At 62.1% G+C, this 23,684-nt stretch carries 20 protein-coding genes and 1 tRNA gene; 15 read left to right on the forward strand and 6 right to left on the reverse strand.

From position 1 onward, the window contains the following. Positions 1-195 precede the first annotated feature (195 nt). From C8J46_RS17525 to C8J46_RS17555, 7 genes are all read left to right on the forward strand, one after another. Positions 196-1,104, forward strand: a complete 909-nt coding sequence (locus C8J46_RS17525) for an ABC transporter ATP-binding protein (RefSeq protein WP_132741835.1) — start codon at positions 196-198, stop codon at positions 1,102-1,104. After that, positions 1,104-4,694 carry a M1 family aminopeptidase gene (locus C8J46_RS17530; protein WP_132741837.1) on the forward strand — a complete coding sequence of 1,197 codons (3,591 nt, stop codon included), beginning with the start codon at positions 1,104-1,106 and terminating at the stop codon, positions 4,692-4,694. The genes C8J46_RS17525 and C8J46_RS17530 overlap by 1 nt, the downstream gene beginning before the upstream one ends. Before the next feature lie 95 nt (positions 4,695-4,789). Continuing rightward, entirely contained in the window at positions 4,790-5,728 is a 939-nt protein-coding gene (locus tag C8J46_RS17535) for a D-2-hydroxyacid dehydrogenase (protein ID WP_132741839.1), read from the forward strand. Positions 5,729-5,930: 202 nt separating this feature from the next. After that, positions 5,931-7,304, forward strand: coding sequence for a 3-deoxy-7-phosphoheptulonate synthase class II (locus tag C8J46_RS17540; protein WP_132741841.1), 1,374 nt, complete (start codon positions 5,931-5,933; stop codon positions 7,302-7,304). A gap of 84 nt (positions 7,305-7,388) precedes the next feature. Continuing rightward, a tRNA-Glu gene (locus tag C8J46_RS17545) sits at positions 7,389-7,463 on the forward strand. A 307-nt stretch (positions 7,464-7,770) separates the two neighbouring features. After that, positions 7,771-9,366, forward strand: a complete 1,596-nt coding sequence (locus C8J46_RS17550) for a site-specific integrase (RefSeq protein ID WP_165886616.1) — start codon at positions 7,771-7,773, stop codon at positions 9,364-9,366. A gap of 325 nt (positions 9,367-9,691) precedes the next feature. Beyond that, entirely contained in the window at positions 9,692-10,084 is a 393-nt protein-coding gene (locus C8J46_RS17555) for a DUF1622 domain-containing protein (protein WP_132741845.1), read from the forward strand. Between the two features lie 91 nt (positions 10,085-10,175). Here C8J46_RS17555 and C8J46_RS17560 read toward each other — a convergent pair whose 3' ends face one another. Beyond that, positions 10,176-10,592: a hypothetical protein gene (locus C8J46_RS17560; RefSeq protein WP_132741847.1), complete on the reverse strand. Its 417-nt coding sequence runs from the start codon at positions 10,590-10,592 to the stop codon at positions 10,176-10,178. A 180-nt stretch (positions 10,593-10,772) separates the two neighbouring features. On the opposite strand from C8J46_RS17560, the gene C8J46_RS17565 reads away from it, so the two are divergent. Both C8J46_RS17565 and C8J46_RS17570 read left to right on the forward strand, forming a co-directional pair. Next, the gene (locus C8J46_RS17565; protein WP_132741849.1) at positions 10,773-11,042 is read left to right on the forward strand and encodes a hypothetical protein; all 270 of its coding nucleotides are present in this window, start codon (positions 10,773-10,775) and stop codon (positions 11,040-11,042) included. A gap of 434 nt (positions 11,043-11,476) precedes the next feature. Further along, positions 11,477-13,510: a M13-type metalloendopeptidase gene (locus C8J46_RS17570; RefSeq protein ID WP_243643487.1), complete on the forward strand. Its 2,034-nt coding sequence runs from the start codon at positions 11,477-11,479 to the stop codon at positions 13,508-13,510. Positions 13,511-13,906: 396 nt separating this feature from the next. Here the strand turns inward: C8J46_RS17570 and C8J46_RS17580 are convergent, their stop codons facing one another. Continuing rightward, entirely contained in the window at positions 13,907-14,896 is a 990-nt protein-coding gene (locus tag C8J46_RS17580; RefSeq protein ID WP_132741853.1) for an amidohydrolase family protein, read from the reverse strand. A 38-nt stretch (positions 14,897-14,934) separates the two neighbouring features. Here C8J46_RS17580 and C8J46_RS17585 point away from each other — a divergent pair, with 38 nt between their 5' ends. Continuing rightward, a complete protein-coding gene (locus C8J46_RS17585; protein WP_132741855.1) occupies positions 14,935-15,351 on the forward strand; it encodes a hypothetical protein in 417 nt (138 codons plus the stop codon). Positions 15,352-15,455: 104 nt separating this feature from the next. Here C8J46_RS17585 and C8J46_RS17590 read toward each other — a convergent pair whose 3' ends face one another. Further along, a complete protein-coding gene (locus C8J46_RS17590) occupies positions 15,456-16,442 on the reverse strand; it encodes an AraC family transcriptional regulator (protein ID WP_243643488.1) in 987 nt (328 codons plus the stop codon). A 125-nt stretch (positions 16,443-16,567) separates the two neighbouring features. On the opposite strand from C8J46_RS17590, the gene C8J46_RS17595 reads away from it, so the two are divergent. Together C8J46_RS17595 and C8J46_RS17600 are read left to right on the forward strand one after the other, a co-directional pair. Continuing rightward, the gene (locus tag C8J46_RS17595) at positions 16,568-17,140 is read left to right on the forward strand and encodes a DUF2306 domain-containing protein (RefSeq protein ID WP_207894215.1); all 573 of its coding nucleotides are present in this window, start codon (positions 16,568-16,570) and stop codon (positions 17,138-17,140) included. A gap of 22 nt (positions 17,141-17,162) precedes the next feature. Then, positions 17,163-18,143, forward strand: a complete 981-nt coding sequence (locus C8J46_RS17600) for an SDR family oxidoreductase (RefSeq protein WP_165886617.1) — start codon at positions 17,163-17,165, stop codon at positions 18,141-18,143. Between the two features lie 294 nt (positions 18,144-18,437). Here the strand turns inward: C8J46_RS17600 and C8J46_RS17605 are convergent, their stop codons facing one another. Further along, positions 18,438-19,487 (reverse strand): LysR family transcriptional regulator, encoded by a 1,050-nt coding sequence (locus tag C8J46_RS17605; RefSeq protein ID WP_243643489.1) that lies wholly within the window; start codon positions 19,485-19,487, stop codon positions 18,438-18,440. Between C8J46_RS17605 and C8J46_RS17610 the strand changes: the two genes are divergently transcribed. Next, positions 19,429-20,163 carry an SDR family oxidoreductase gene (locus tag C8J46_RS17610; protein ID WP_132741861.1) on the forward strand — a complete coding sequence of 245 codons (735 nt, stop codon included), beginning with the start codon at positions 19,429-19,431 and terminating at the stop codon, positions 20,161-20,163. The genes C8J46_RS17605 and C8J46_RS17610 overlap by 59 nt on opposite strands. A 106-nt stretch (positions 20,164-20,269) precedes the next feature. On the opposite strand, the gene C8J46_RS17615 is transcribed toward C8J46_RS17610, so the two are convergent. Then, positions 20,270-21,124, reverse strand: coding sequence for a Brp/Blh family beta-carotene 15,15'-dioxygenase (locus C8J46_RS17615; protein WP_132741863.1), 855 nt, complete (start codon positions 21,122-21,124; stop codon positions 20,270-20,272). After that, complete coding sequence (locus C8J46_RS17620; RefSeq protein ID WP_132741865.1) at positions 21,121-21,834, reverse strand: bacteriorhodopsin; 714 nt, start codon at positions 21,832-21,834, stop codon at positions 21,121-21,123. The genes C8J46_RS17615 and C8J46_RS17620 overlap by 4 nt, the downstream gene beginning before the upstream one ends. A 201-nt stretch (positions 21,835-22,035) precedes the next feature. On the opposite strand from C8J46_RS17620, the gene C8J46_RS21435 reads away from it, so the two are divergent. Further along, a complete protein-coding gene (locus C8J46_RS21435; protein ID WP_132741867.1) occupies positions 22,036-22,389 on the forward strand; it encodes a cation transporter dimerization domain-containing protein in 354 nt (117 codons plus the stop codon). A 157-nt stretch (positions 22,390-22,546) separates the two neighbouring features. Next, positions 22,547-22,993, forward strand: coding sequence for a DMT family transporter (locus C8J46_RS17630; RefSeq protein ID WP_132741869.1), 447 nt, complete (start codon positions 22,547-22,549; stop codon positions 22,991-22,993). The last annotated feature ends 691 nt before the right edge of the window (positions 22,994-23,684 follow it).

Here is a 23,684-nt window from a genome sequence, read left to right on the forward strand (position 1 = left end):
TGTTGGCCCGCGCGCAACTGAGGATGGGCACAACTACCCGGCCACTAACTACGTCTTTGAAACACAAGGATCGTGCTGTCTCGCCGCCCCTCAAATCCATCATACGCCACCGCACTCGTGACAGCCGCAGTCTGAGCGCTTTACAACGGCAATACACTTGATAGGTTGCGCTTTCGAAACGAACGGGGGTTCCACATGCTCGATCTGGTCAACGTCACGCATGTCTATGCCAATGGCACGCGCGCGCTGGACGACGTGACGCTGAGCATCCCCAACGGCATGTTCGGACTGCTGGGTCCCAATGGCGCGGGCAAGTCGACGCTGATGCGGACGGTGGCGACGTTGCAGACCCCCACTTCTGGGACGATCCGGTTCGGCGATATCGACGTGATCGCCAACCCCGAGGCGTTGCGCGAGACGCTCGGCTATCTCCCGCAGGATTTCGGCGTGTATCCGCGCGTGTCGGCCTACGACATGCTCGATCACATGGCGGTGCTCAAAGGGATCGCCTCGGCGCGCGAACGCAAGGAGACGGTCGAGACGCTGCTCAACCAGACCAACCTCTGGTCCGTCCGCAAAAAGGCGATCGCCGGCTTCTCGGGCGGCATGCGTCAGCGTTTCGGAATCGCGCAGGCGCTGATCGGCAACCCCGGTCTCATCATCGTCGACGAACCGACCGCCGGGCTCGACCCGGAGGAACGCAACCGCTTCCTCAACCTGCTGGCCGAGATCGGGGAGAGCGTCGTGGTGATCCTGTCGACGCACATCGTCGAGGACGTCGCCGATCTGTGCCCACGGATGGCGGTGCTGGCGGGCGGGCGGATCCAGCTCGAAGGCGCCCCGCTCGACCTCATCGAGCGGACCCGCGGCCAGGTCTGGGCGAAGACGATCGGTCGGGATGAACTCGACGAGGCCAAGCTGCGCTACGAGGTGATCTCGACACGGTTGTTCGCTGGCCGGACGATCATTCACATTCTGTCGCCCGACGATCCCGGCGATGGCTTTGCCGCCGCGCATGGCGGGCTTGAGGACGTCTATTTCTCGACGCTCGCTAGGTCGCGGCGAATACCGGCAGCGGCATCCGACCAGTTCGTCGCTGCCTGATGTTCGGCCAGATCGCCCGCTTCGAACTGCGCTATCAACTGCGCAACCCGGTCTTCTGGACCGTCGCGATCCTGTTCTTCCTGCTCAGCTTCGGATCGATGACGATCGAGCAGATCCAGATCGGCAGCGGCGCCAACATCCACAAGAATGCACCGGTCGCGATCGCCCAGGTCCATCTGATCATGTCGCTGTTCTTCATGTTCGTGACGACAGCCTTCGTCGCCAACGTGATCGTCCGCGACGACGAGAGCGGGTTCGGGCCGATGGTCCGGTCGACGCGCGTCAGCAAGTTCGACTATCTGACCGCGCGGTTCCTGGGTGCGTTCGGTGCCGCGGCATTGGCGTTCGTCGCGATCCCGTTGGCGATCTGGCTGGGGTCGATGATGCCGTGGGTCGATGCCGAACGGCTCGGACCCAATCGTCTTGGCGACTATGCCTACGCGTATTTCCTGCTGGCGCTGCCGAGCGTGTTCATGACCTCCGCGATCTTCTTCGCGGTGGCGACGATGACGCGGTCGATGATGTACAGCTATCTGGGCGTGATCGTCTTCCTGGTCCTGTACCTCGCGATCAACGCGGTGCTGCGGGCGAAACCGGAATGGCGCGCAGTCGGCAGCTATCTCGAACCGTTCGGGCTTGGCGCCTTTGCGAGCACCACGCGCTATTTCACCGCCAGCGAGGCGAATGCCGGCCTGCCCCCCTTTACGGGCGTGCTGGTGTGGAACCGGCTGTTTGCGATCCTGATCGGCTTCGTCGCGATCGGCATCGCCTATGTCCGCTTTTCGTTCGCCGAGCGCGGCGTCTCGAAACGGGCGCTTCGCCGGCAACGCCGGACGACCGCAAAGCTCGCCGCCACCCCGCCGCTGTTGGTCGACCAGCTCCCCGCGGCGCGTCCCGCCGCCGCGGGCTGGATCCGCCTTCGCGAGCGCTGCCGGTTCGAGATGGCGCTCGTGTTCCGCAGTCCCGCATTCCTCGTGCTGATGCTGATCGGCATCTTCAACGCGCTGGCCGCGTTGCTTTCGTCCAACGAGATGTACGGGACCGCGATCCGCCCGCTGACCTTTGCGGTGATCGGGACGCTGGAGGGTGCATTCAGCATCATCCCGCTCATCATCGCGATCTATTATTCGGGCGAACTCGTCTGGCGCGACCGCGAGCGTGGGATGCACGAGATCGTCGACGCCACCCCGCTCCCCAATTGGGCGTATCTCGTGCCGAAAGTCCTGGCGATCACCGGCGTGCTGTTCGCGACCTCCGTGGTGGCGGTCGTCACTGCGTGCGTCGTCCAGCTTTCGCGCGGCCAGACCGATCTGGCGCTCGGCCATTACGTCGCGTGGTGGGTGCTGCCGATGACCGTCGATGCCGTGATCCTCGCGGTGCTGGCGGTATTCGTCCAGGCGCTCAGTCCGAACAAATATATCGGTTGGGCGATCATGGTCCTCTACCTCGTCGGCACGATCACGCTGACCAACATGGGCTTCGAACACCCACTCTACCAATATGGCACGGTCGGCACCGTCACGCTGTCTGACATGAACGGCGCACAGATCGGTGGCGCGCGGGCATGGTGGTTGCGGCTGTACTGGGGCGCGATTGCGCTGGGCCTGTGCGTGTTCGCGCATCTGCTCTGGCGGCGCGGCACCGAAACCCGACTGCGGGTACGGCTTGTGCAGGTGCCACGTCGTCTGATCGGCACGCCCGGCGCGGTCCTGGCCAGCGCGCTCATCGTGGCCACTGCGACCGGCGTCTTCCTGTACTACCAGATGGACGTTCTGAGCGTCTATCGCACCAAGCAGGACGGCGAGGCGCGCCAAGCGCTCTACGAGAAAAAATATCTACGCTATCTCGGCGTAAAGCAGCCTTCGGTCACGGATATCCGGCTGAACGTCGCGCTCTATCCCGACCAACGCCGGCTCGAGACCGACGGCACCTACGCGTTCGTCAACGATAGCGGTGCGCCGGTACGCGACCTTCACGTTCGCCTGCCCGACGACAGGACCCGGCTGGGGGCTGTCGCCATTCCCGGCGCTGTGCTGGTGATGGACGATTCCGACCTGCAATACCGTATCTACAGGTTCGCGACTCCGCTTGCGCCGGGCGCGCGTGGCACGCTGACGTTCCACACGACCCGCTGGCAACGCGGCCTCGTCGCTACGGGCGACGACACCCGCGTGGTGGCCAACGGTACGTTTCTGGAGAATCGCGAATTCGCGCCGCAGATTGGCATGAGCAAGGATGGCCTGCTCGAGGAGCGTTCGAAACGGCGCAAATACGGCCTGACTCCCGAACTGCGTCCTGCCAAGCTCGAGGATCGCACTGCACAGGACCGCAACCTGCTGGGCAACGCACCATGGGTTCGTTCCGACATCACCGTCTCGACGCTCGCCAGCCAGATCCCGATCGCGCCGGGTCGGAAAGTCTCGGACGCCATCGCTGGCGGGCGGCGCACTGCCCGGTTCGTGTCGACCGTTCCAATCCTCGCCTTCTTCTCGGTCCAGTCAGCGGCGTACGCGCAGAAAAACGGTACCGCCGACGGAACTGCACTGACGGTGTATTACGATCCGCAGCACGCCTTCAACGTCGATCGGATGCTCGACGCGATGCAGCGTTCGCTCCGCTATTACCGCGCCAATTTCGGGCCCTATCAGTTCGATTATGCCCGCATCCTCGAATATCCGGGCTATGCGAGCTACGCGCAGGCGTTCGCTGGCACGATCCCTTATTCCGAACGGCTCGGGTTCATTGCCGACAACCGCGATCCGGCCAAGGTCGACTATATCAGCTACATCACCGCACACGAGCTAGGCCACCAATATTGGGGTCATCAACTGGTCAGCGCGGACATGCAGGGCGGCTCGATGCTGATCGAGACGATGGCGCAATATTCGGCGCTGATGGTGATGAAACATCAATATGGCGACGACAAGATTCGCCGCTTCCTGAAGTATGAACTCGACAGCTATCTGCGTTCGCGTGGTAGCGAGGTCGTCGAAGAAGTCCCGCTCGACCGGGTCGAGGGCCAGGGGTACATCCACTACCGCAAGGGATCGCTGGTGATGTATCTTCTCCAGGATCGGCTTGGCGAGGCGCGGGTCAATGCGATGCTGCGCGGCCTGCTTGCGCGGTATCGGTTCAAGGGCAAGCCATATCCGCGCTCGCTCGATCTGGTCGACGGGTTCCGGTCGTTGGCGCGAACCCCGGCGGAAAGAGAACTCGTGCTCGACCTGCTCGACCGGATCACCGTATACGACCTGAAGACGACCGCAGCCGTTACGCGCAAGCGATCCGACGGCCGTTTCGAAACGCTGCTGACGATCAAAGCCACCAAGTCTCATGCCAATGGTGCAGGCGTCGAAACCGAAGCACCGTTGTCGGATATGATCGACGTCGGCGTGTTCGATCAGCGTCCCGGGCTTGGCAGCTTTGCGACAAAGGACGTCATCCTGAAGGAACGCCGCCCGATCCGCTCGGGAGAACAGGTCATCCGCATCGTCACGACGCGCAAGCCCGCATTCGCCGGGGTCGATCCCTATAATTTCTACGTGGACCGTAACGGCGACGACAATGTCGCCGCGGTGACCGGCGGATGACGGTCAGGACGGCCGGCAATGCGACGAGGTGGCGACGAGGTACCGGCACCGATCACGGCACTTGACAGGCTCCGTCCACGACCGATGCTGAGCGAATGAAAGCCGTCCTGCCCGCAGCTGCCCGCCCGCTCCTCGAACCCCATCTCCCGACGACGCTCGATGTCGCCTGGTTTTCGACGCCGGACGATGCGAAGGCGATGATCGCGGATGCCGACATCGCCTGGGTCGACATGCAGCCGACCCATCTCGTTGCCGAGGCGATCCGGGCGGCAGGGCCCCGATTGACGTGGGTATCGACGATCTATGCCGGGCTGGACGCGTTCCCCCTCGAACACCTCAAGGCCAATAACGTCACGCTGACCAACGGCGCGGGGATCAATGCGGTGACGGTGGCTGAATATGCCGTGATGGGCGTGCTGGTCGCCGCCAAGCGCTTCGATACGGTGTTGCGGGCGTACGACCGCCACGAATGGCTCAAGGACGCGCCAGGGAAGATCGAGCTCGAGGGGACGAAGGCGCTGGTCATCGGCTATGGCACGATCGGCCGGTTGATCGGCGACCGGCTTGCCGGGTTTGGCGTCGCGGTGACGGGCGTCTCGCGGACCGGCCGCGATGGCACGATCACGGCGGATGCCTGGCGCGACCGGCTCGGCGCGTTCGATTGGATCATTCTCGCCGCACCGTCGACCGGCGCGACGCAGGCGATGATCGGCCATGCCGAACTCCAGCAGATGAAAAGGTCGGCCTGGTTGATCAACATCGCCCGCGGCGACATGATTGACGACGAAGCCTTATGCAGTGCGCTGGCGGACGGAACGATCGGCGGCGCGTTTCTCGACCCTACCCAGCCCGAACCCCTGCCTGCTGGCCACCCACTCTGGTCCGCGCCGAATGCGATCGTGACGATGCACTTGTCGGGCAGGAGCCAGACGACGATGTTCCAACGCGGGGCGACGATGTTCCTCCAAAATCTTGCCGCGTTTCTCGCCGGTGAACCGATGAGGAACGTCGCCGATCTCGACGAGGGCTATTGACCGTTCGAGCGGATGCGAACTGCGCGGCCGGTCGTGCACGAGCTCAGCCTTGGGCCTGGCTTGGTACCATAGCGGCGTCTGGCAAGCCGCCCGATCGCTGGCGCAAGGGCGCAGGCTTAACGCAGACAAGCTTTACTTCATTGCGCGAAAAGGCGTTTTCGCGCATGGCCAGCCGCACAATTCACCATCCGGACGACATGATATGGCCGCGAACTGGGCCCCCGACAGCTGGACGCGTCACGAAGCACGACAGCTCCCCACCTATCCCGACGCGGCTGCACTGACCGCCGCGACCGACCAGTTGGCGACCTTCCCGCCGCTCGTCTTTGCGGGCGAGGCCCGCAACCTGACCGCGTCGCTCGCCGAGGTCGCTGCCGGCAAGGCGTTCCTGCTCCAGGGCGGCGATTGCGCCGAGAGCTTCGCCGAGCATAGCGCGAACAACATTCGCGACACGTTCCGCGTCATCCTGCAGATGGCGGTCGTCCTGACGTTCGCGTCGAAGCTCCCGGTGGTGAAGCTCGGCCGCATGGCGGGTCAGTTCGCCAAGCCGCGCTCGACCGATACCGAGACGATCGGCGGCGTCGAGCTGCCCTCGTACCGCGGCGACAACGTCAACGACATCGCCTTCACCGCTGAGGCCCGCGCGCCCGATCCGCAGCGGATGATCCGCGCCTATTCGCAGTCGGCTGCGACGCTCAACCTGCTGCGGGCGTTCGCGCAAGGCGGCTACGCGAACCTCCACCAGGTGCACCGCTGGACGCACGACTTCATGGGCCGCAGCCCCTGGTCGAAGAAATACGCCGAGACCGCGGACCGGATCGGCGAGGCGCTCGAGTTCATGGCGGCGTGCGGAATCGATCCCGAGACCGTGCCGCAGCTTGCGCAAACGCATTTCTACACCAGCCACGAGGCATTGCTGCTCCAGTATGAGCAGGCGCTGACCCGGCAGGATTCGCTGACCGGCGACTGGTACGACACGAGCGCGCATTTCCTCTGGATCGGCGATCGCACGCGGTTCGAGGGCTCTTCGCATGTCGAATACCTCCGCGGCATCGGCAACCCGATCGGCATCAAATGCGGGCCTAGCTTGGAGCCCGACGCCCTGCTGAGGATGCTCGACACGCTCAATCCCGGCCGCGTACCCGGCCGCATGACGCTGATCACGCGCTATGGTTATGACAAGATCGAGGCCAACCTGCCCCGTCTGGTCCGTGCCGTGACGCGCGAAGGCCATCCGGTGGTGTGGAGCTGCGACCCGATGCACGGCAACGTCGTCAAAGCCGCCAACGGCTACAAGACGCGGCCGTTCGACCGCATCCTCGCCGAGGTCCGCGGCTTCTTCGCGGTCCACCGCGCCGAGGGCACGCATGCCGGCGGCATCCACGCCGAGATGACCGGCCAGAATGTGACGGAGTGCACCGGCGGCGCGGTCGACGTGACCGAGCAGTCGCTCGCCGATCGCTACCACACGCACTGCGACCCGCGCCTCAACGCCAGCCAGAGCCTCGAGCTCGCATTCCTGCTGGCCGAGATGCTCAACGAGGAAATGGCCGAACGCAAGAAGGTCGCTGCCTGATAAAATACGCGGGCGTCGCAAGAATTGTCGGTAACCGTCTTGACGGCTACCGACCCATTCCGTAGACGCCCGCTTCTGCTACACGGCCCCTTCGTCTAGCGGTTAGGACGACGCCCTCTCACGGCGTAAGCACGAGTTCGATTCTCGTAGGGGTCACCATTCTCGACTAAACGTCGGAAATGCGCGGATTTACGTCTCTTTTACCCGTCATGTGTACAGAACATGGGTACAGAAGAACGTGAAGAAGACCAGCATGGCGTCCCCTTTCGCCGATCCCCGGACCGGGCAACTCTACTTTAGACGCGCGGTCCCCGAAGCACTCCGGGCGGCGTTCGACGGCAAGGCCGCGATCAAGATATCGCTCAGGACGAAGGATCCCGCCGAAGCCAAGATCGGCTTCGCGCGCGAGAACGCCGACTTCGAGACGAAACTCGCAGACGCGCGTCGCCGCCTTGCGGAAGGCACGTTGATCCCGACACCCGGCGCGCTGGTGCGGCGTTGGTGCGAAGCCCCCGCAACGGGCACCGGTCTCACCGGTCAGCAGCGACTCGTCGCAACTTTCATGGAACTGGATGCCGCGGCGGGCGCGCGCAAGTCGATCGGCTTGGACGACCCGTTCCCGCCCGCGATCATGGGTCCGCCGTCCAATACCGACTGGGATCTGGTTTGCGGGGACAAGCCACGCTTCGAAAGGTTGGTGGCCGACTCCTATGGGGGCGACATCGAGCAGACCGGCACCAACTGGATCCGACTGCGGTGGCACCACAACGAACAGCTTTGGCGCCCCTGTCTCACCGGTCCTGCGGCGCGGCTACGGGCATTCGACCCGGGTGCCGTGCATTTCTCGGAGGAGGAGATCATCAAGGCGCTTCTGGACGTCGTCGACGAGAAGCGCAGCGCCGACGAGGAGGTCAACCGGGTACGTCTGAGCCGTCACCGCCCGCGCGTTCCGAATTCGAGGCGACGTCCGAACCTGCGTCTCAAGACGCTGTTCCACGAATGGAAGGCGGGAAACGAACCGCGCCCGCAGACGGCCGGGGAATACGAGGCCGCGGTAGACGACTTCATCGACTTCGCGGGCGACCCGACCGTATCAATGATCGATGCCGACATGCTGTACGACTACCGCGACGAGGCCGCGAAGCTCCCCGCCTCGATGCCTAGGGCGGATCGCGCCCTGCCCTTCACGGCCCGAGTGGCGAAGCACAAGGACGCCACGCCCAAATGCGCGCCTCCCACTCTCAAGAAGCGGGTAGGCGCGCTGCAGGCGCTGCTCACCTATGCCTTCCATCAGCGCTGGACGCCCGCGAACATTGGCAGCGGGATCAAGATCGTCGGCTACACGAAGAAGCGGCGCACTCGGCGTAGCTTCGAGGATCACGAGCTCGCGACGCTTTGCGCCAGTCCGCTCTTCGTCGAACCGGCCGCTTGGAATACGGAATCCCGTATCAGCGACGTGACCATCTTCTGGCTTTTTCTGCTTTCGATCACCACGGGTGCCCGGCTGGAAGAGGTCGGTCAGGTCGCGCTTGCCGACGTTCGCCACGACGGTGACATCGTCTACCTCGACATCGACGAATACGCCGATGATGAGGACGCCGAGGACAAGAGCGTCAAGACCGAGGACTCGATCAGGCTCGTCCCGATCCACGATAAGCTCCTCGAACTTGGTTTCCGCGAGTACCTGGAGGCGCTAGCTGCGTTCGGTCACACGCAGCTATTTCCCGACTTGAAGGAGAACAGCGTAGGCAAGCGGACGAAGGAAGCCAGCCAGAAGGTCAACCGCATCATCGATCGGTATGTTTCCAACGATCGACGCTTGGTCTTCCACTCCCTTCGCCATGCGTTCAAGGCCAAGGGTAACGATGCTCGCCTGACCGATCGCACGTTGGACCAGATCTGCGGCCACGCGCCCGTCAGCACGGGCAGCCGGTACGGCTCCGAGCCCAGGATCCGAACGATCCACCGTGAACTACATCAGATCGACTTCTCGTGCATCGACTGGAAGCAGATCGCGCTCGGAATGGGGATGGTGCGCTGGAAGAAGCTTTTGTCTCGATGAGATGAGTAGGGGGCAGTCGAGAGCACGCCTTGGCGAGGGTTTAATTCGCGCGACAGCTGCATTTTGCGAGTTCCCGCAGAGCCTGTTCGCTGCTGTCTGCGCGCATATTCGCCAGTCAGGAAGCCCGCAGCAAGCGGCGACCAGGCCAAGGTAAACGCATCCGCAGCTTACCAACTTTGGGAGAACGACATCGTGGGCGCGCGGAGGCTGGGCATGCCCTCGGATTTACCTGCAAACGCCGCAAACTTTGGACCGTAACAACCTTCCCAGCCCAACCTGCCCTCTGGCAGTTTGTGCCTTTGCAGCCGCTCAGGCATGAAGCACCATGATCACGAACGAAGCCCAGTGGATCCACTTAGCAACGAGCGCCGTCGAGATCGTCGGTACCGCCATTATCGTTGTAGGGGCATTCGGAACGCTGGCCGCCTTCTTGCTCGGTCTGGCCCGGGGCAAAACCAGCCGAGCAACGCTAGTCGCTGACTTTCGGTCGGGTCTTGGCCGATCAATCCTTCTTGGCCTCGAGTTCCTGGTCGCGGCCGACATCATCAACACGGTAGCGGTCGAGCCGACAATCGAAAGTCTGCTCGTTCTTGCTGGCATTGTTCTTATCAGGACGTTCCTGAGCTTCTCGCTCGAGGTCGAGATTGACGGGCGCTGGCCGTGGCAGAAAGGACAATCCGATGAAAGGGCTCAACGAGCCACGGATCAGCAACAGTAACGCGGACCGCCGCCCCTCAGTCAGGACAACCTAGTTCTCGACGTTCAAGCCGCTCCACCTGCGTTCCCGTCCCTGACGCTTGTTCATCGGGCTAGGCAGGATCGTCATCCAGCGTAGCGACACCCATCATCGGATGCATTACGAAGGTCCAGCCGTCGCCGCCGACAATCATCAGGCGTAACGATTGGCGATCTGCGGTGCCAAGCAGTGACGCTGCTCCTGACGAAGCAGGCAATGTGACTGTCCTGCCATCCTGCAGAATGCCGGTTGCCCAGCCGCGCCGTCCGCCGCGGATCTCGCTGGCCAAGCGTTCCAACGCCGTCTCGAGCGCAGTGCGCGCACGTTTTCCTGTAACCCACGCATAACCGCCTACCCCCAATTCTGGCATAGTTACTAACGGTTGGCTCGAAACTGGAGATGGCTGTTTGACGACCCGCCGGGATGTTTCCTTTGGGGTATCAAGAGGACGCACACCCTCCATACTCATCATGCGCGCAAACTCATCCATCGCTGTTTCCTTAGTGGTGCCGATCGGAGCGCATGGGCTTAGCCACTGGTTCCTGCCAGTTGAGGGGATAGCTTAGGCAAGGCATTGCTGACCGCTGGCCGGTTATACCCCACCAAGTGGATCGGCGTTGAATTCCAACCGCCGTCGTGTATCCGTACCGCACCACAAAAAGGGTTGATCATGAAGAAAGTTTTCGCTGTCGCCGTCGTTACCGGTCTGCTCTCGCTCGCAGCATGCAACACCAGCCCGCGCGAGCAGGCGGCCGATCAGATCGAGTCGAACACCGAAGCCGTCGCCGATAACCTCGAAGACGCGGCCGACGCGACGGGCAACGAAGCAGCTGAAGCGAGCCTGGAGAACAAGGCCGACGCAGTACGCGCGACAGGCCAGAATCAGGCTGAAGACATGCGCACCAACGATCCGGATACCAATCTTTCGAATGGTATCTAAGCGACTGAGCGCTTAGAGTTGCAGGCAGGTTGCTCCCAAGCGGCTTACAAAATTAGGGCATTCGAGGCGACTCGGATGCCCTTCTCACGTCTTGCGGTAAGCGCCGAGGTTGTTGGCAGCTGTAGCCATCCGATGCACCATGGACGACCCAAACGGGAGGTGTACGACTTGAGACATGTTCCCAGCCGTTCGGCGAGCTAGCGAATATGAGTGGCCCGGAGCAGGAATGCCATAGCTGGCATTCGCGCGCCCCTCTCCGATTCCGGGACCTACGCATCAATTCATTATCCAGACGAGCTCGGCAGCATCTTGATGTCGGCCACTTATTGAATGTTTTCCGCTAGCGCGAAGCCCTCATAAAGGTAAGGTGCAATGTCCTTGATCGGAGAAGATGGTTGGTTTTGAAGCATATGCCGCTTGTTGCCCTCCTCGGTGTGGTCACGATCGGGAGCGCAGTTACAGGACAGACCCCGCAGTCGAGAGCACCATCGCCGACGGACAGCACCGCGGCGACCAGCTATGGCAGTTGGGGCTTCGACGTCACCGGGATGGATCGTAGCGTGAAGCCCGGCGACGACTGGTTCCGCTTCGTCAACGGCGCATGGGCGGATCGAACCCAGATCCCGCCGGATCGCTCGTCCTACGGTGCCTTCGCGGTTTTACGCGACATCTCCGAGCAGCGGCTGCGCAGCCTCATCGGCCGCTACAGTCCCTCCGATATTGAGCATCCCGACCGGATGAAGGCAGCGATCCTCTACGCCGGGTTCATGGACACGGCGGCGGCGGAGAAGCTCGACGCCGCGCCGCTGGTCCAGCGACTGGCGCCGCTGAAGGCTGCAACGTCTAAGGACGACATCGCACAATTCATGGGTCGCTCGCTCGGCGGCTTCGGCGCGAGCTTCTTCGCGCCGGGCGTCAACGATGACGCCAAGCAGCCAGACGTGTACGCGCTCTATTTGCGCCAATCCGGTCTGGGCCTCGGCGATCGCGACCTCTATCTCGATCCCAAATTCGCCCCACAGGTCGCGCGGTATCGCCAATATGTGACGCAGATGCTGACGCTCGCGGGATGGCCGGACGCCGACACCGCGGCGGGGAACGTCGTGGCGATGGAGACCAAGCTCGCCCAGGCGCACTGGACGCGCGCACAGAGCCGCGACCGCGACAAGACCTACAACCCGACGACGCCCGCGCAGTTGGCAAGCCAGGCACCCGGTTTTCCCTGGGCGACCTTCTTCAAGGCCGCTGGTGTCGACGCCGCCAACCGCGCGATCGTGGCGCAGAACACCGCCTTCCCCGGCATCGCCAAGGTATTCGCCGATAGCGACCTCGCAACGTTGAAGGCGTGGGAGGCATTCCGCATCTCGGACGACATCGCGCCACTACTGTCGAAGCGCTTCGTCGACGCGCAGTTCGAGTTTCGCTCGAAGTTCCTGAACGGCCAACCACAGCAGCGCGAGCGCTGGAAGCGGGCGGTGGCGTTCGCCGAGAACGGCGTCGGTGAGGGGATCGGCCGAGACTATGTCGCGCTCTACTTCCCGCCTGCGTCCAAGGCGAAGATGGACCAGCTCGTCGGCAATTTGCGCGTGGCGCTGGCCGGGCGCATCCGCAATCTGAATTGGATGGGCGCTGCCACGAAGGAGCAGGCGCTCGACAAGCTCAAGGGCTTCAACGTCAAGATCGGCTACCCGGACAAGTGGCGCGACTATGCCGCGCTCCAGATCAAGCCGGGCGACCTCGTCGGCAACGCGGAAGCCGCGCAACGCTTCGAATGGAATTACCGGCGGGCACGGATCGGTATCCCGGTCGACAAGGCCGAGTGGGGAATGACCCCACAGACGGTCAACGCCTACTATAACTCGGTCAAGAACGAGATCGTCTTCCCCGCCGCAATCCTGCAGCCGCCATTCTTCGACCCGAAGGCGGACGACGCCGTGAACTATGGCGGCATCGGCGGTGTGATCGGCCATGAGATCAGCCACGGCTTCGACGACCAAGGCCGAAAGTCGGATGGCCGCGGTATCCTGCGCGACTGGTGGACGGCGGAGGACGCGACCAAGTTCGAGGCGCAGGCGGCGCGGCTCGGTGGCCAGTACGAGGCGTACAGCTTCGACGGACTGCCCGGCATTCATATCAACGGCCGCGCGTCGATGGGCGAGAACATCGGCGATCTCGGCGGGGTGCTGATCTCGCTCGACGCGTATCATACCTCGCTTGGCGGCAAGACTGCCCCCGTGATCGGTGGCTTTACTGGCGATCAGCGTTTTTTCCTGGGTTGGGGTCAGGTATGGCGGACGCTGTTCCGGAACGAGGCGCTCCGACAGCAGCTGGTTAGCGACCCGCACTCGCCGGGCCAGATCCGTGCGGTGAACCCGCTACGCAACGTGGATGCTTGGTACGCCGCGTGGAAGATCGATCCCAGCCAGAAGCAGTATCTCGCACCGGCCGACCGTGTACGAATATGGTGACATTGCCTTCCGCCAGATAACTGCGGCGGGCGACAAATGGGTAGCTCAGGAATTTAGATAACTTGCTGCACCTATTCATCCGCCAGCGCTACTTATCGGCGCGGAGACCCACATCCGGTCATTCGCGGCCTCTTTTTGGCTCCCCACCTTCTGCCATTCATTCATGTGGACAGCGGAGGAGGTGCCAAAGCGCCCGGCTTCATCCCCGAGATTGCATCCCGCCCAATGATGCCATGTTTCGCGGTTGCATAGGCCAGATGGAGGCTGATCACGTCGCTGCGCGCGAACACCGCGTCTTGCGCAACCGCCTGCAAGCCGGCCGCCGCAGCACGCTCCACAGTGAGCTTGGCTTGCGGGCGGGGTTCATCTTCAAATTGGCGGTGATACCGATTGAACCTAGTCGGTTGCCGGTCCGGTCAGTCGTTCCCAATTCGCAAAGGCGAGACCACGTCGCGTCGCGTCATCCAGGTCGACACTTTCGAGGAACCGCCGCGGCTCGCCGCCTGGGCGATACTGGTAGGGAAAGTCGGTCGAGAAGAGCAGACGATCCGGTCCGACGATCGCCAGGCAGCGCTGTAGGTAAGCCTCGCTCCACATGCCGCTGCCCGTAACGTAGAGATTGCGACGGGCGTAATCATCAAGCGACCGGTCGAGTTCGAGTGCCCGGCTCATAACGGCCGCCGTGCGCTCGAGGTAGAACAACACCACCTCGCCCCAGTGGCCAAGGATGATTTGAAGCGTAGGCAGTTCGTCAAAAACGCCCGCCGCCGCGAGCCGTACCCATTCGAGGCCTGCCTCGTAGTGCCAGCCGAGGCCAAAAGCAGCGAGTGCGACGTCCGCCCGGTCGCTGATCCCTGAGTAGTTGGCCTCGCGCACCGCTCCCGCGGGAGTCTGGGGATGAATAAAGAGAGGCACGCCAAGCTCGGTCGCCTTCGTCAGCATGGGCCTAAGGGCGGGATGGTCGAGATGCCGTTCCCGCGTGCGCCCGCATAGTAGCGCCCCCTTGAGGCCCAATTCGCGGACGGCACGTTCCAGCTCACGTGGAGCAGCTTCCGGGTCGGCGGTGGGCAATGCCGCAAAGCCCTGAAAGCGGCTGGGATGACGAGCGCAAGCATCGGCGATCAGATCATTGACGCGTCGAGCCGCTTTTACGGCCGGTAAAGGCTTCAGGTTGTGGAGACTTGGCGTGGTCAGGGAGAGAACCTGCACGTCAACGCCCTGCTCGTCCATCAGCGCCAGGCGCCCCCTGCCGAAATCGGCTAGGCGTTCGCCAGTTTCGCCCCCGTCCGCAATGGCGGATACGGGGTCATATGGGGGCGGCGCGGAGGCCCACGCCTCGCGAACGCTAAGTGGCAAGATATGCTCTTCAATGGCGATCAGAAGCATATACGTCTCGCAGTTGTTTCGCAGGTAACCGTCGAGCGATGGGCAAGGTTTCCGGAGTTCGCGTGGCCTCAGGCATGAGAGACACTGACAACGGCTTGCTGCGGACGATTGCGATCATCGCGCCCAATAGCTTTGCGAACATCTTGGAAGCAGAGCAATGTATGAGGCAGCTCGCGCTCGAGAAGGCGCCTGCCGCATCGATCTACAACGGGGCTCATGACGTCGCTGTTCCGCTGATCGAAATTGCACGGGCCGCCAGCGAGGGAGCAGGTGCCGGGGGCCAGTTGGCGGAATGGCCACTGGGGGAAGCTCGGCAGGTGCTGGGAAGCTTCGCGGATGCGATCGCATGCGATCAGGTGGTCTCCGGCCAACGCGCCGTACGTGAGCTTGGTTGGCACCCGTCGCGGCATTCGATCGTCGATGAACTACGCTCCTACGCGCAGCCTTCGGCGTGACTGCGGGTCGTTTCAAGATCTGAAAAGACAACGATACTATGGTTTCCAACCGGATTTCATTCTCCAGCTCGCCTCCGTACTCCTCGGTGTTCGAACTTCAGGTTCTAAGGCCTAGTCGCGGAGAGCAAGCTGCGAGGTTGCTTCCCGGCCCTGCGTGGCGAATGACCGGTGATACGCTTGAAAGCAGCCCCGAATGCGCTCTCCGATTCATAACCTACCGAGGACGCAACGGCAGGCAGCGACATGCCGGTGCTAATTAGAAGCTCGGACGCCAGCATCATGCGCCAGCGGGTCAGATAGGCCATCGGCGTTGCGCCGGTGACCCTCTCAAAGTGCGAGGCGAAGCTTGATCGCGACATTCCCGCCGCCCGGGCCATGTCGCTAATAGACCAATGACGTGCGACATCGTTATGCACCGCGGCCATGGCATGCCGTAGATTGGGATGAGCAAGCGCTGCTAACCAGCCGCTGGTAGACTGACCGCTTTTCAGATGTTCACGCAGAGCCTCGACCAGTAGTGCTTGAGCAAGGTGGCCCGCCAGAAGAGCGCTGCCTGGCTGAGGATCGCTCAATTCGGCCATCAGCCGTCGCATCCCGGTCAGCAATGCCTCTCGGCCTGCACCAGGACCGACATGGATCATCGCCGGAATGGCGTCGACCAGCGTTTTGGCTTGGACCCCGCCAAGCCCAAAGAAGCCGCCTAGCCCGCGACATTCGCCACCTCCGTTCAGGACGACGATATGTCCAGCTCGTACACTCGTCATCAGTGCAAACGCATCAACCGGTATCGCCGCGTCGGAGGATTGGAGCACCGCTCCCCCTACCGTCACCAGCGCGACGTCACCGGCGGCTAGCGATATCGGTGCGGACGTGCCCGCGACCTGCAATTGGCAGGCCCCCGTCTCAATACCAAAACAGCGGATTCCCTGCGCGGGCTCAAAGGCGAGCGCCCAATCCCCCGCCGCGTTCAATCCGCGAAAGCCATAACCAGTCGGTTTCATCAACGTCAGAATATCAGAAAGTGGGTCCATGAGTTTGGACGATCGCAATGAATTAGAGGACGGATGAGTATGTTCGGTCCAGCGCCTCATGCCTAGACGGTGTCGAGATACGAGGCCTTTGCATGATCGATCCCAATCTGCCGTCCTGGACCCAACCACGAACGGAAAGGCCGCGACCACTTTCTTCTCTAGTGCGACGTGTGTCTTGGGCGTTCATGGCGATGCTGAGTAGCGCTGTGGCGCTTGTTTCCTATCGCTATCTCGCCAAGGCGGGACCCGTTCCAGTGACAATTGCAGCCAATGCCCATGTGAACCCATGGCTTGTGATTCACGCGACCGGGGCCGCAACAGCACTTTTTGTTGGCCCATGGCAGTTTCTGCCTGTGCTTCGTCGGCGCCAGACAGCCGCTCACCGGATGTGCGGGCAAATCTACGTCGCCGGGTGCGTCACCGGGGGCACCGCTGCGCTGGTGCTTGCGACCGGCGTCTCTGCAGGACCTATCGCCGGCACCGGTTTCAGCTTGCTGGGTATCGCTTGGATTGCAGCCACCATATTTGCGGTCCGGGAGATCCTAGCACAACGAGTGTCGTCGCATCGGCGCTGGATGATCCGCTCGTTTGCACTGACGTTATCGGCAGTAACGCTGCGGCTCTACCTGCCGACTAGCTTTCAACTCGGGCTCGACCCGGTCCTGTCCTATCGCGTGATTTCCTGGGCATGCTGGCTGCCCAACATGGTCCTGGCAGAGCTGTACCTAACCTTCAGCAATGCCGACGCAATTCCTTGAACAACAAATAGGAGTAATCTGCATGCGGGTCTTCATCACTGGCGCAACGGGTTTCCTAGGACCTGCGATTGCGAATGACCTCATTAAGCGCGGTTACCAAGTTGTGGGCCTCGCTAGATCTCAAGCCTCCGCTGAAATGCTGCGAGCGAACGGTGTCCAACCTCTCATTGGCAGCCTTACCAACCTTTCGGTTCTGCGGCAGGGCGCCGAGGCGGCCGACGGCGTAATCCATCTGGCATACAGTTTCTCGCCGGGTGACATGCCGCGTACACGTATGCTCAGTGCCATCTTTGGTGGCTGGCCTGGTGGCATCATGGGAAGAATGATGAAGGCCATTACAGCAACCAACGATGCGGCCCTCAATACCCTGGCGAGCGCACTTAGCGGTTCGGAGCGCCCCTTAGTCACCGCCTTCGCCACGATGGGCGTAGCTGGTGCGTCGGGTGCATCGGCACGGGGCATTGCCATTGAAACTGACTGCCCGAACGCGGCGTCGCCTGGCTACGTCCGCTCTGTCAGTGAAGCACTCGTGGAGCATTGGGCGTCCCACAAAGTGCGAGCCTCGATCGTCAGACTGGCGCCCGCAGTACACGGGACGGGCGACAAGGGCCTAATCCCCCAGCTCGCCCTGGCAGCGCGCAAACACGGCGAGGTTATTTATGTCGGTGAGGGCTCCAATCACTGGAGCGGCGTCCATATCGATGACGCCGTCTCGCTGTTTAGGCTGGCGCTCGAAAACGGAAAGCCTGGGGGCGTCTACCACGGCGTAGGTAACGACGTGCTCACTTATCGGGAGATTGCCGAGGTCATGGGCCAGCGATTGGGCCTGCCCCTGCGCTCGGGGACGCAGGCCGACGCCACACGCCAGTTTGGCTTTACGGCGCCGTTCGTCTCGGTTGACAACCCAGTGAGCAGCACGCTCACCCAAGCTGAACTTGGCTGGGCACCGGTCGGGCTCTCCCTAATCGATGACCTAAGAAGTCCGGCATACTTCAGCAGCTGATAGTCGCGCAGGCGTTTGATAGTCGCGCAGGCGTTGTAGCTCATGATTAGGACCTCGGCGCAGCACCAACGGCCACCAACCGAGATCCAGGAAGGATCGGCCCCCCGCAGTTGCGGAGACCCACTTCCAGACACTCAGGCGTCCTTTTTCGCCTCCCAACTTCGAACGCTCGTTCACATTCTCACTTTGACAGGAGTCGCATACTGCTTTCAACAGCTTGCCGCACATTCGTGTTAACTGGCGCCGATCGATCGCGACATCGGGTACTGCGCCGAACTGTGGTGGCACCCGTTCTTAAAGATCGGCCGTTGCGAAAATGCCTACAGCCCAGTCAAGAAAAACCCGGACACGCGGTGAGAGCTGTCGGTTCTGCGGATAGAGCGCCACGAGGGGCGTCGGTGAAGGTGGATAGTCGGCCAGCACCTCGGTGAGCGTGCCAGCGGCAAAATCGTCGACGAAGCGATAACGCGGGGCCTGGATGAGCCCCATGCCGAGCCGGGCAAGCTCCCCCATCGCATCAGCACCGCCGACTGTCACGCGGCTGGGCAAGGTGACATAGTCGAGCCGACCTTCGACCGTAAATTCCAATGGGATGATCTCGCCGGTTCGTGATGACAAATAGCCGATCATTCGATGACCTTGGAGATCGGCGGGTGTCGCTGGGACGCCGTGGCGGGCGAGATATGCCGGACTCGCGCACGTCATCTCGTTCAGCGTGGCAACACGACGCATGATCAAGCCACTTTCAGTTGGCTCGCCTGCACGGATGACGCAATCCACGCCTTCGCGCACGAGATCGACGAGGCGATCCCCTTCGCCGATATGAAGATCGATCCGCGGGTAAAGGTCAAGGAACGCGGGAATGTGCGGGATCAAGAACCGCCGCGCGATCATCGCATGGACGTCGATCCGAAGCAGCCCACGCGGCTCGGCATCCTGAAACGCGCCCTCCGCCTCTTCGATATCGGCCAGGATCGCGATGCAGCGACGATAATAGGCGTCGCCATCGAGCGTCGGGGTCACGATGCGTGTCGTGCGTTCCAGCAGGCGCACGCCCAACTGGGCTTCCAGCTGCTTGATGCCCTCCGTCGCAGTCGAGCGCGACATATCGAGATCGGTTGCCGCCGCCGTGAAACTGCGACGTTCGACGATCCGTACGAGCAGCCGCATGGCTTCAAGGCGATCCATGCCTATTGTTCGCCATATCCGAATGGACTTGGCAAGACCTGACCGATTATCCCGGCCACACGACCGTCTACATACCCGGCTCAGAAGGAGACGGATCATGACGGAACGTAAAGTTGCACTGGTTACCGGAGGATCGAAGGGCATCGGCGCGGCCATCGCGAAGCGCCTTGCGGCCGACGGCATGGCCGTGATCGTAAACTACGCGCGCGGTCACGAGGATGCTCAGGACGTTGTGACCGAGATCGCCGCGTCAGGCGGCGAAGCGATCGCGGTACAGGCCGATGTCAGCACGCTGAACGGCATACCATCGCTGTTCGACGCTGCGGAACGCACTTTCGGCGGCCTCGATATCCTAGTCAACAATGCAGGTGTTGCCATCTTCGCGCCGATTGCCGATGTCAGCGACGCCGATTTCGATCACCAGCTTGCCGTCAATATCGCTGGCGTCTTCCGAGGGATGCGAGAAGGTGCGCGTCGCTTGCGCGATGGAGGTCGCATCATCAGTTTCTCGACCAGCGTCGTCGGCGCGCTACTTCCCCGGTACGGCGTCTACACCGCGACAAAGGCTGCGGTCGAGGCCATGACGAGTATCCTCGCCAAGGAATTGGGCGTGCGTGGCATTACCGTGAACGCGGTCGCGCCTGGGCCGACGGCAACGGCCTTGTTCATGAACGGCAAGTCGGAGGCCGTGGTGCAATCGATGATCGACGCCAATCCACTGAAGCGGCTTGGCCAGCCCGACGACATAGCGTCGGTCGTGGCATTTCTAGCCAGCCCCGATGGTGGCTGGGTCAATGGTCAGACGATCCGCGCCAATGGCGGTTTCGTCTGATCAGGTTTCAGGCACGTTCGCAGCTACGGGCGCTCGCGCTTCGCCACGCAAAGCGGGTGACGACCACCATCACGGATCCTGACGATCTGACGGCCTTCGATACGGCTTACAGGAAGCTCTGGCGTGCTTGAGGCTGGGGCATAATCCCTGATTGCCGGGCAACCCCTTCGAAATACGGCGTCACCAGCAGATGCGGCATTGCCAGTGCCGCGATGCCGGCAAATAGCGAACGCGCGCCCGAAGGGTCCCATCGCAGCAGCAACCCTCCCACGATCCCCACCAGCGTCACGGCCGCGACGAGGACCGGCGCCGTGGTACGAAGGTACGCGGTGGTCGTGACGCACTGCAAGCGATCACGACGCGCTTTCGTCTGTGGCACCGCGTGCAGCACGAGGAACCCCACCGAAAACCCGACGAGCGGGGGTAGAACCAGAAGTGCTGTCGTTCCAACCAGGAGACGTCGATCGTGACGCGCGACGCCGATGATCGCGAGGCAGCCGGCGGCTATGCCACCGGCAATCGCCAGACTGCTGACCATGGTCGGCAGACTTGACGCTTGAACGCCGGCAGAATGGAGAATGCGGGTCAGGCTCGCCGCATGCAGAGTCGCAGGGGTGGCAACCAGGCTTATGCCGCGGGCCATCCTCTCCAACGGACGGCTTGCCGGGGCATCCTCAAGGCCAAAATGGACGGCGGATGCCAGCAGGAATGCGGGAAGTGCGATCGCGGGATCGACGATCCACCACCAGAGACAGACCAGTAGCGCGGAGACGTACAGTGCCAGGAAGGTCGGGCGTCGCTGGTGCTCGATGATTTCAAGATCACTGGCGCCGTGCACTATGCCGACGATGCTGACCGCGATGGCTGCGAACGCAAGCTGCACGGTGAGCGAGCACAATGATGCGATCAAAGCCGCCCCGAAAACGAGGCCCCAGCCAAGGGCCGGGGCGCGTAGTGTCATGCCCGGTAGCCGCGTTCGTCGCCCTGATGCGCCAACGCCTTGTCGAGGTTGGCTGCCGCATAGAACGCATAGACGACCTTCGCGATGACATCCATTATCAGGAACGCCCAGACCGATGTGGGATCAGTGATCAGTTTTAGACCTTCCGGACCGACCAGGAAGACGATGGGATAGAGGAACCAGATCACCGTCAGGAATATGAGGTTCTTGGCGTAAGCTGCGCCCAACGCCGCACCGCGGTTGACGGCCTGTGACCGCAACGGACCCCAGAGCAGATACAGCACGCCGAGAAACGCGACGCAGGACCATCCGTACCAGATCCATTTCGCCAGCGATGGGGCGGCAAGCGACGATATCAGGCCCGTGACGATCATCAGGACATCGAGGACGATGACCGATGTCAAATACCCGCCGACTTCACCTGTCTTTCCGTGCTCGTGGAACGCCAGCAGCACCAGCCCGGACAATAGTATCGGCGTCGTTACCGACCAATCGACATAGCGTGCCAGATAGGTCGCCGAGCCGTCGCTGTTGACCAGCGTGCCGATCCCAAAGGCCATTGCGAGATACGCGGTTGCCGCGATGAACGGAACGCTGGCGTGCAGGAGCGTATGATGACCCGACGGCTGCGTCTTCTTACCCGTCACGTATATCGCCAGCGACGCGACCGACATCACGCTGAAGCCGATCAGAAAAGCGGTTTGATCCACGAGGGAGCCCCCTGTCATGAGGACGACCCGGCGCCGACCTTAAGCCCCTAACATCGCTCACATGTTTTGGGTCCTAACTCGCGATAAGTTCATGAATGCGTCATGTTTGGTGGGGCCGCGACAGACTGATGCTTACGCCTTCGGAAAGTGCACAGCCGCACGAAGCCCTGGCGCATTGTCGCTCAGCGTCAGCGAGGCGCCATGAACGCGGGCGGCGACCCGTGCAATGCTGAGACCAAGGCCACTGCCATCAGAATGACGGCTGGTGTCGAGCCGAGCGAAGCGCGTCATGGGATGCTCGCGCTGGCTTGCCGGTATACCCGGTCCCATATCCGCCACGCCGAGCGTTCGCGGCACGCTGGCCCGATGACGTTCGTCGACTTCCACCCGGTGGTCGAGGGCACCATGACCGTCGATGCGTCGCACGCTATCTGCGACCGCATCGAGGCGGCCCTGAAGGCCGATCATCCCGACAGCATCATCTCGATCCACGTAGCCCGAGGCCAAGCGCAAGCATGGTGCGATGGCAATCGCGTGAACCCCGTTGCTATCTAAAGCTCGATGCCGAAAGCGACCAGCCTGACGCCCGTCTTCCAAGAAAGAGGGACCGCCTCGGATATTTTATAATGCTTCCGGGTTTGGCAGTTAGAAGTCTGGTTTGCGCCTGAGTGAGACGCGGCGGACCTATCATTCTTGAATTGGGGGATATTCTATGAACGCAGCCTGGGCCTATCCCTTCATTTTCGTAGCTGGCATGCTGCAGGCCGTGGGTGCGTCGATGGGCGGTCAGTTAAACAAGTCGATCGGCAATCCATGGCTCGCTACATCCATCTCGTTCATGCTCGTCTTGTTCCTGACGGTCGCTCTTTTCGCGTGCATGCCTAAGCCGCTACCTACCGTGGGCGACCTTGCCGCGATGCCGTGGTGGGCGCCACTCGGGGGCATCGTCGGTGCGGTCGCAGTGTTTGCCGGGTTTCTGCTCATCCAGAAACTTGGCGCCGGTCCCGTCAACGGCATTACGATCACCGCCAATATCCTTGCCAGTTTAGCAATTGATCACTTCGGGCTGTTTCGCATGGAGCAGCACGAAATGAATCCTTGGCGCTTCTTTGGTGCATTACTGATGGTAGGGGGCGTCACACTAATTGCGAAATACTGAGATACTATAAGTGGTAGCTGACACAGCTGGTTTGATTTTCGTTGCAAATTTACTGCACATCCTGAGCTAGGCCATAAGGCATGCAAAAGCCTCCGGTCACTGAGACCCACAAGCAGACGTCCCCGCCCCCTTTCCAGCTTCCCAGCTTCGGCCGCTCGTTCATCTCGGGGTTACGACCGCTTTGGGAGCCTGACCCTGCGAACTCGAATGTCGTGACAGGGCAATAGTTTAAGGAGCAGGCTGTCTAGGTCGAAGTTTTGTGCGCGATGAGCTCCCGACGGCTTTTGCGAGAGGCTCACGCACGGGATGAGCGGTGACGCTACGTCGAACCGTAGGTGCCAATCCGGATTCCTCGTTCCACAGAACCAGGATTGTAGCGATCGGTGCGGCGGTGAGGATCAGCAGGAAAAGGCCCATCAGCCATTCGTTGGGCTGTAGGGGCTGCGAGAAGCCACCGCTGGGCTGCATCGACGGGCTAGGCCGCGTAGGGCGCCCGCCGGCTTTCCTAGGGTGAAACGGGCGGTCCGCGGTCGCTCGGTAAGCAGACGGCCTGATCTGCGACCGATCATAGGCGGCGCGTGCTTCCTTCTTCCCCAAAACGGAATACGCCTCGTTGATCTCTTTCGCACGAGCAGAGACATCCGCACCATGATTGGCATCGGGGTGATGTTGACGGAGTAGCGCTTTCCAC

The sequence above is a fragment of the Sphingomonas sp. PP-F2F-A104-K0414 genome, assembly GCF_004340945.1.
Lineage (GTDB): Bacteria > Pseudomonadota > Alphaproteobacteria > Sphingomonadales > Sphingomonadaceae > Sphingomonas.

Excerpts from the sequence above, each read along its gene's own strand:
- C8J46_RS17525 (WP_132741835.1), top strand. The coding sequence starts at position 196 with ATGCTCGATCTGGTCAACGTCACGCATGTCTATGCCAATGGCACGCGC.
- C8J46_RS17530 (WP_132741837.1), top strand. The coding sequence starts at position 1,104 with ATGTTCGGCCAGATCGCCCGCTTCGAACTGCGCTATCAACTGCGCAAC.
- C8J46_RS17535 (WP_132741839.1), top strand. The coding sequence starts at position 4,790 with ATGAAAGCCGTCCTGCCCGCAGCTGCCCGCCCGCTCCTCGAACCCCAT.
- C8J46_RS17540 (WP_132741841.1), top strand. The coding sequence starts at position 5,931 with ATGGCCGCGAACTGGGCCCCCGACAGCTGGACGCGTCACGAAGCACGA.
- C8J46_RS17555 (WP_132741845.1), top strand. The coding sequence starts at position 9,692 with ATGATCACGAACGAAGCCCAGTGGATCCACTTAGCAACGAGCGCCGTC.
- C8J46_RS17560 (WP_132741847.1), bottom strand. The coding sequence starts at position 10,592 with ATGGATGAGTTTGCGCGCATGATGAGTATGGAGGGTGTGCGTCCTCTT.
- C8J46_RS17565 (WP_132741849.1), top strand. The coding sequence starts at position 10,773 with ATGAAGAAAGTTTTCGCTGTCGCCGTCGTTACCGGTCTGCTCTCGCTC.
- C8J46_RS17580 (WP_132741853.1), bottom strand. The coding sequence starts at position 14,896 with ATGCTTCTGATCGCCATTGAAGAGCATATCTTGCCACTTAGCGTTCGC.
- C8J46_RS17585 (WP_132741855.1), top strand. The coding sequence starts at position 14,935 with ATGGGCAAGGTTTCCGGAGTTCGCGTGGCCTCAGGCATGAGAGACACT.
- C8J46_RS17590 (WP_243643488.1), bottom strand. The coding sequence starts at position 16,442 with ATGAGGCGCTGGACCGAACATACTCATCCGTCCTCTAATTCATTGCGA.
- C8J46_RS17595 (WP_207894215.1), top strand. The coding sequence starts at position 16,568 with ATGGCGATGCTGAGTAGCGCTGTGGCGCTTGTTTCCTATCGCTATCTC.
- C8J46_RS17600 (WP_165886617.1), top strand. The coding sequence starts at position 17,163 with ATGCGGGTCTTCATCACTGGCGCAACGGGTTTCCTAGGACCTGCGATT.
- C8J46_RS17610 (WP_132741861.1), top strand. The coding sequence starts at position 19,429 with ATGACGGAACGTAAAGTTGCACTGGTTACCGGAGGATCGAAGGGCATC.
- C8J46_RS17605 (WP_243643489.1), bottom strand. The coding sequence starts at position 19,487 with ATGGCCGCGCCGATGCCCTTCGATCCTCCGGTAACCAGTGCAACTTTA.
- C8J46_RS17615 (WP_132741863.1), bottom strand. The coding sequence starts at position 21,124 with ATGACACTACGCGCCCCGGCCCTTGGCTGGGGCCTCGTTTTCGGGGCG.
- C8J46_RS21435 (WP_132741867.1), top strand. The coding sequence starts at position 22,036 with ATGAACGCGGGCGGCGACCCGTGCAATGCTGAGACCAAGGCCACTGCC.
- C8J46_RS17630 (WP_132741869.1), top strand. The coding sequence starts at position 22,547 with ATGAACGCAGCCTGGGCCTATCCCTTCATTTTCGTAGCTGGCATGCTG.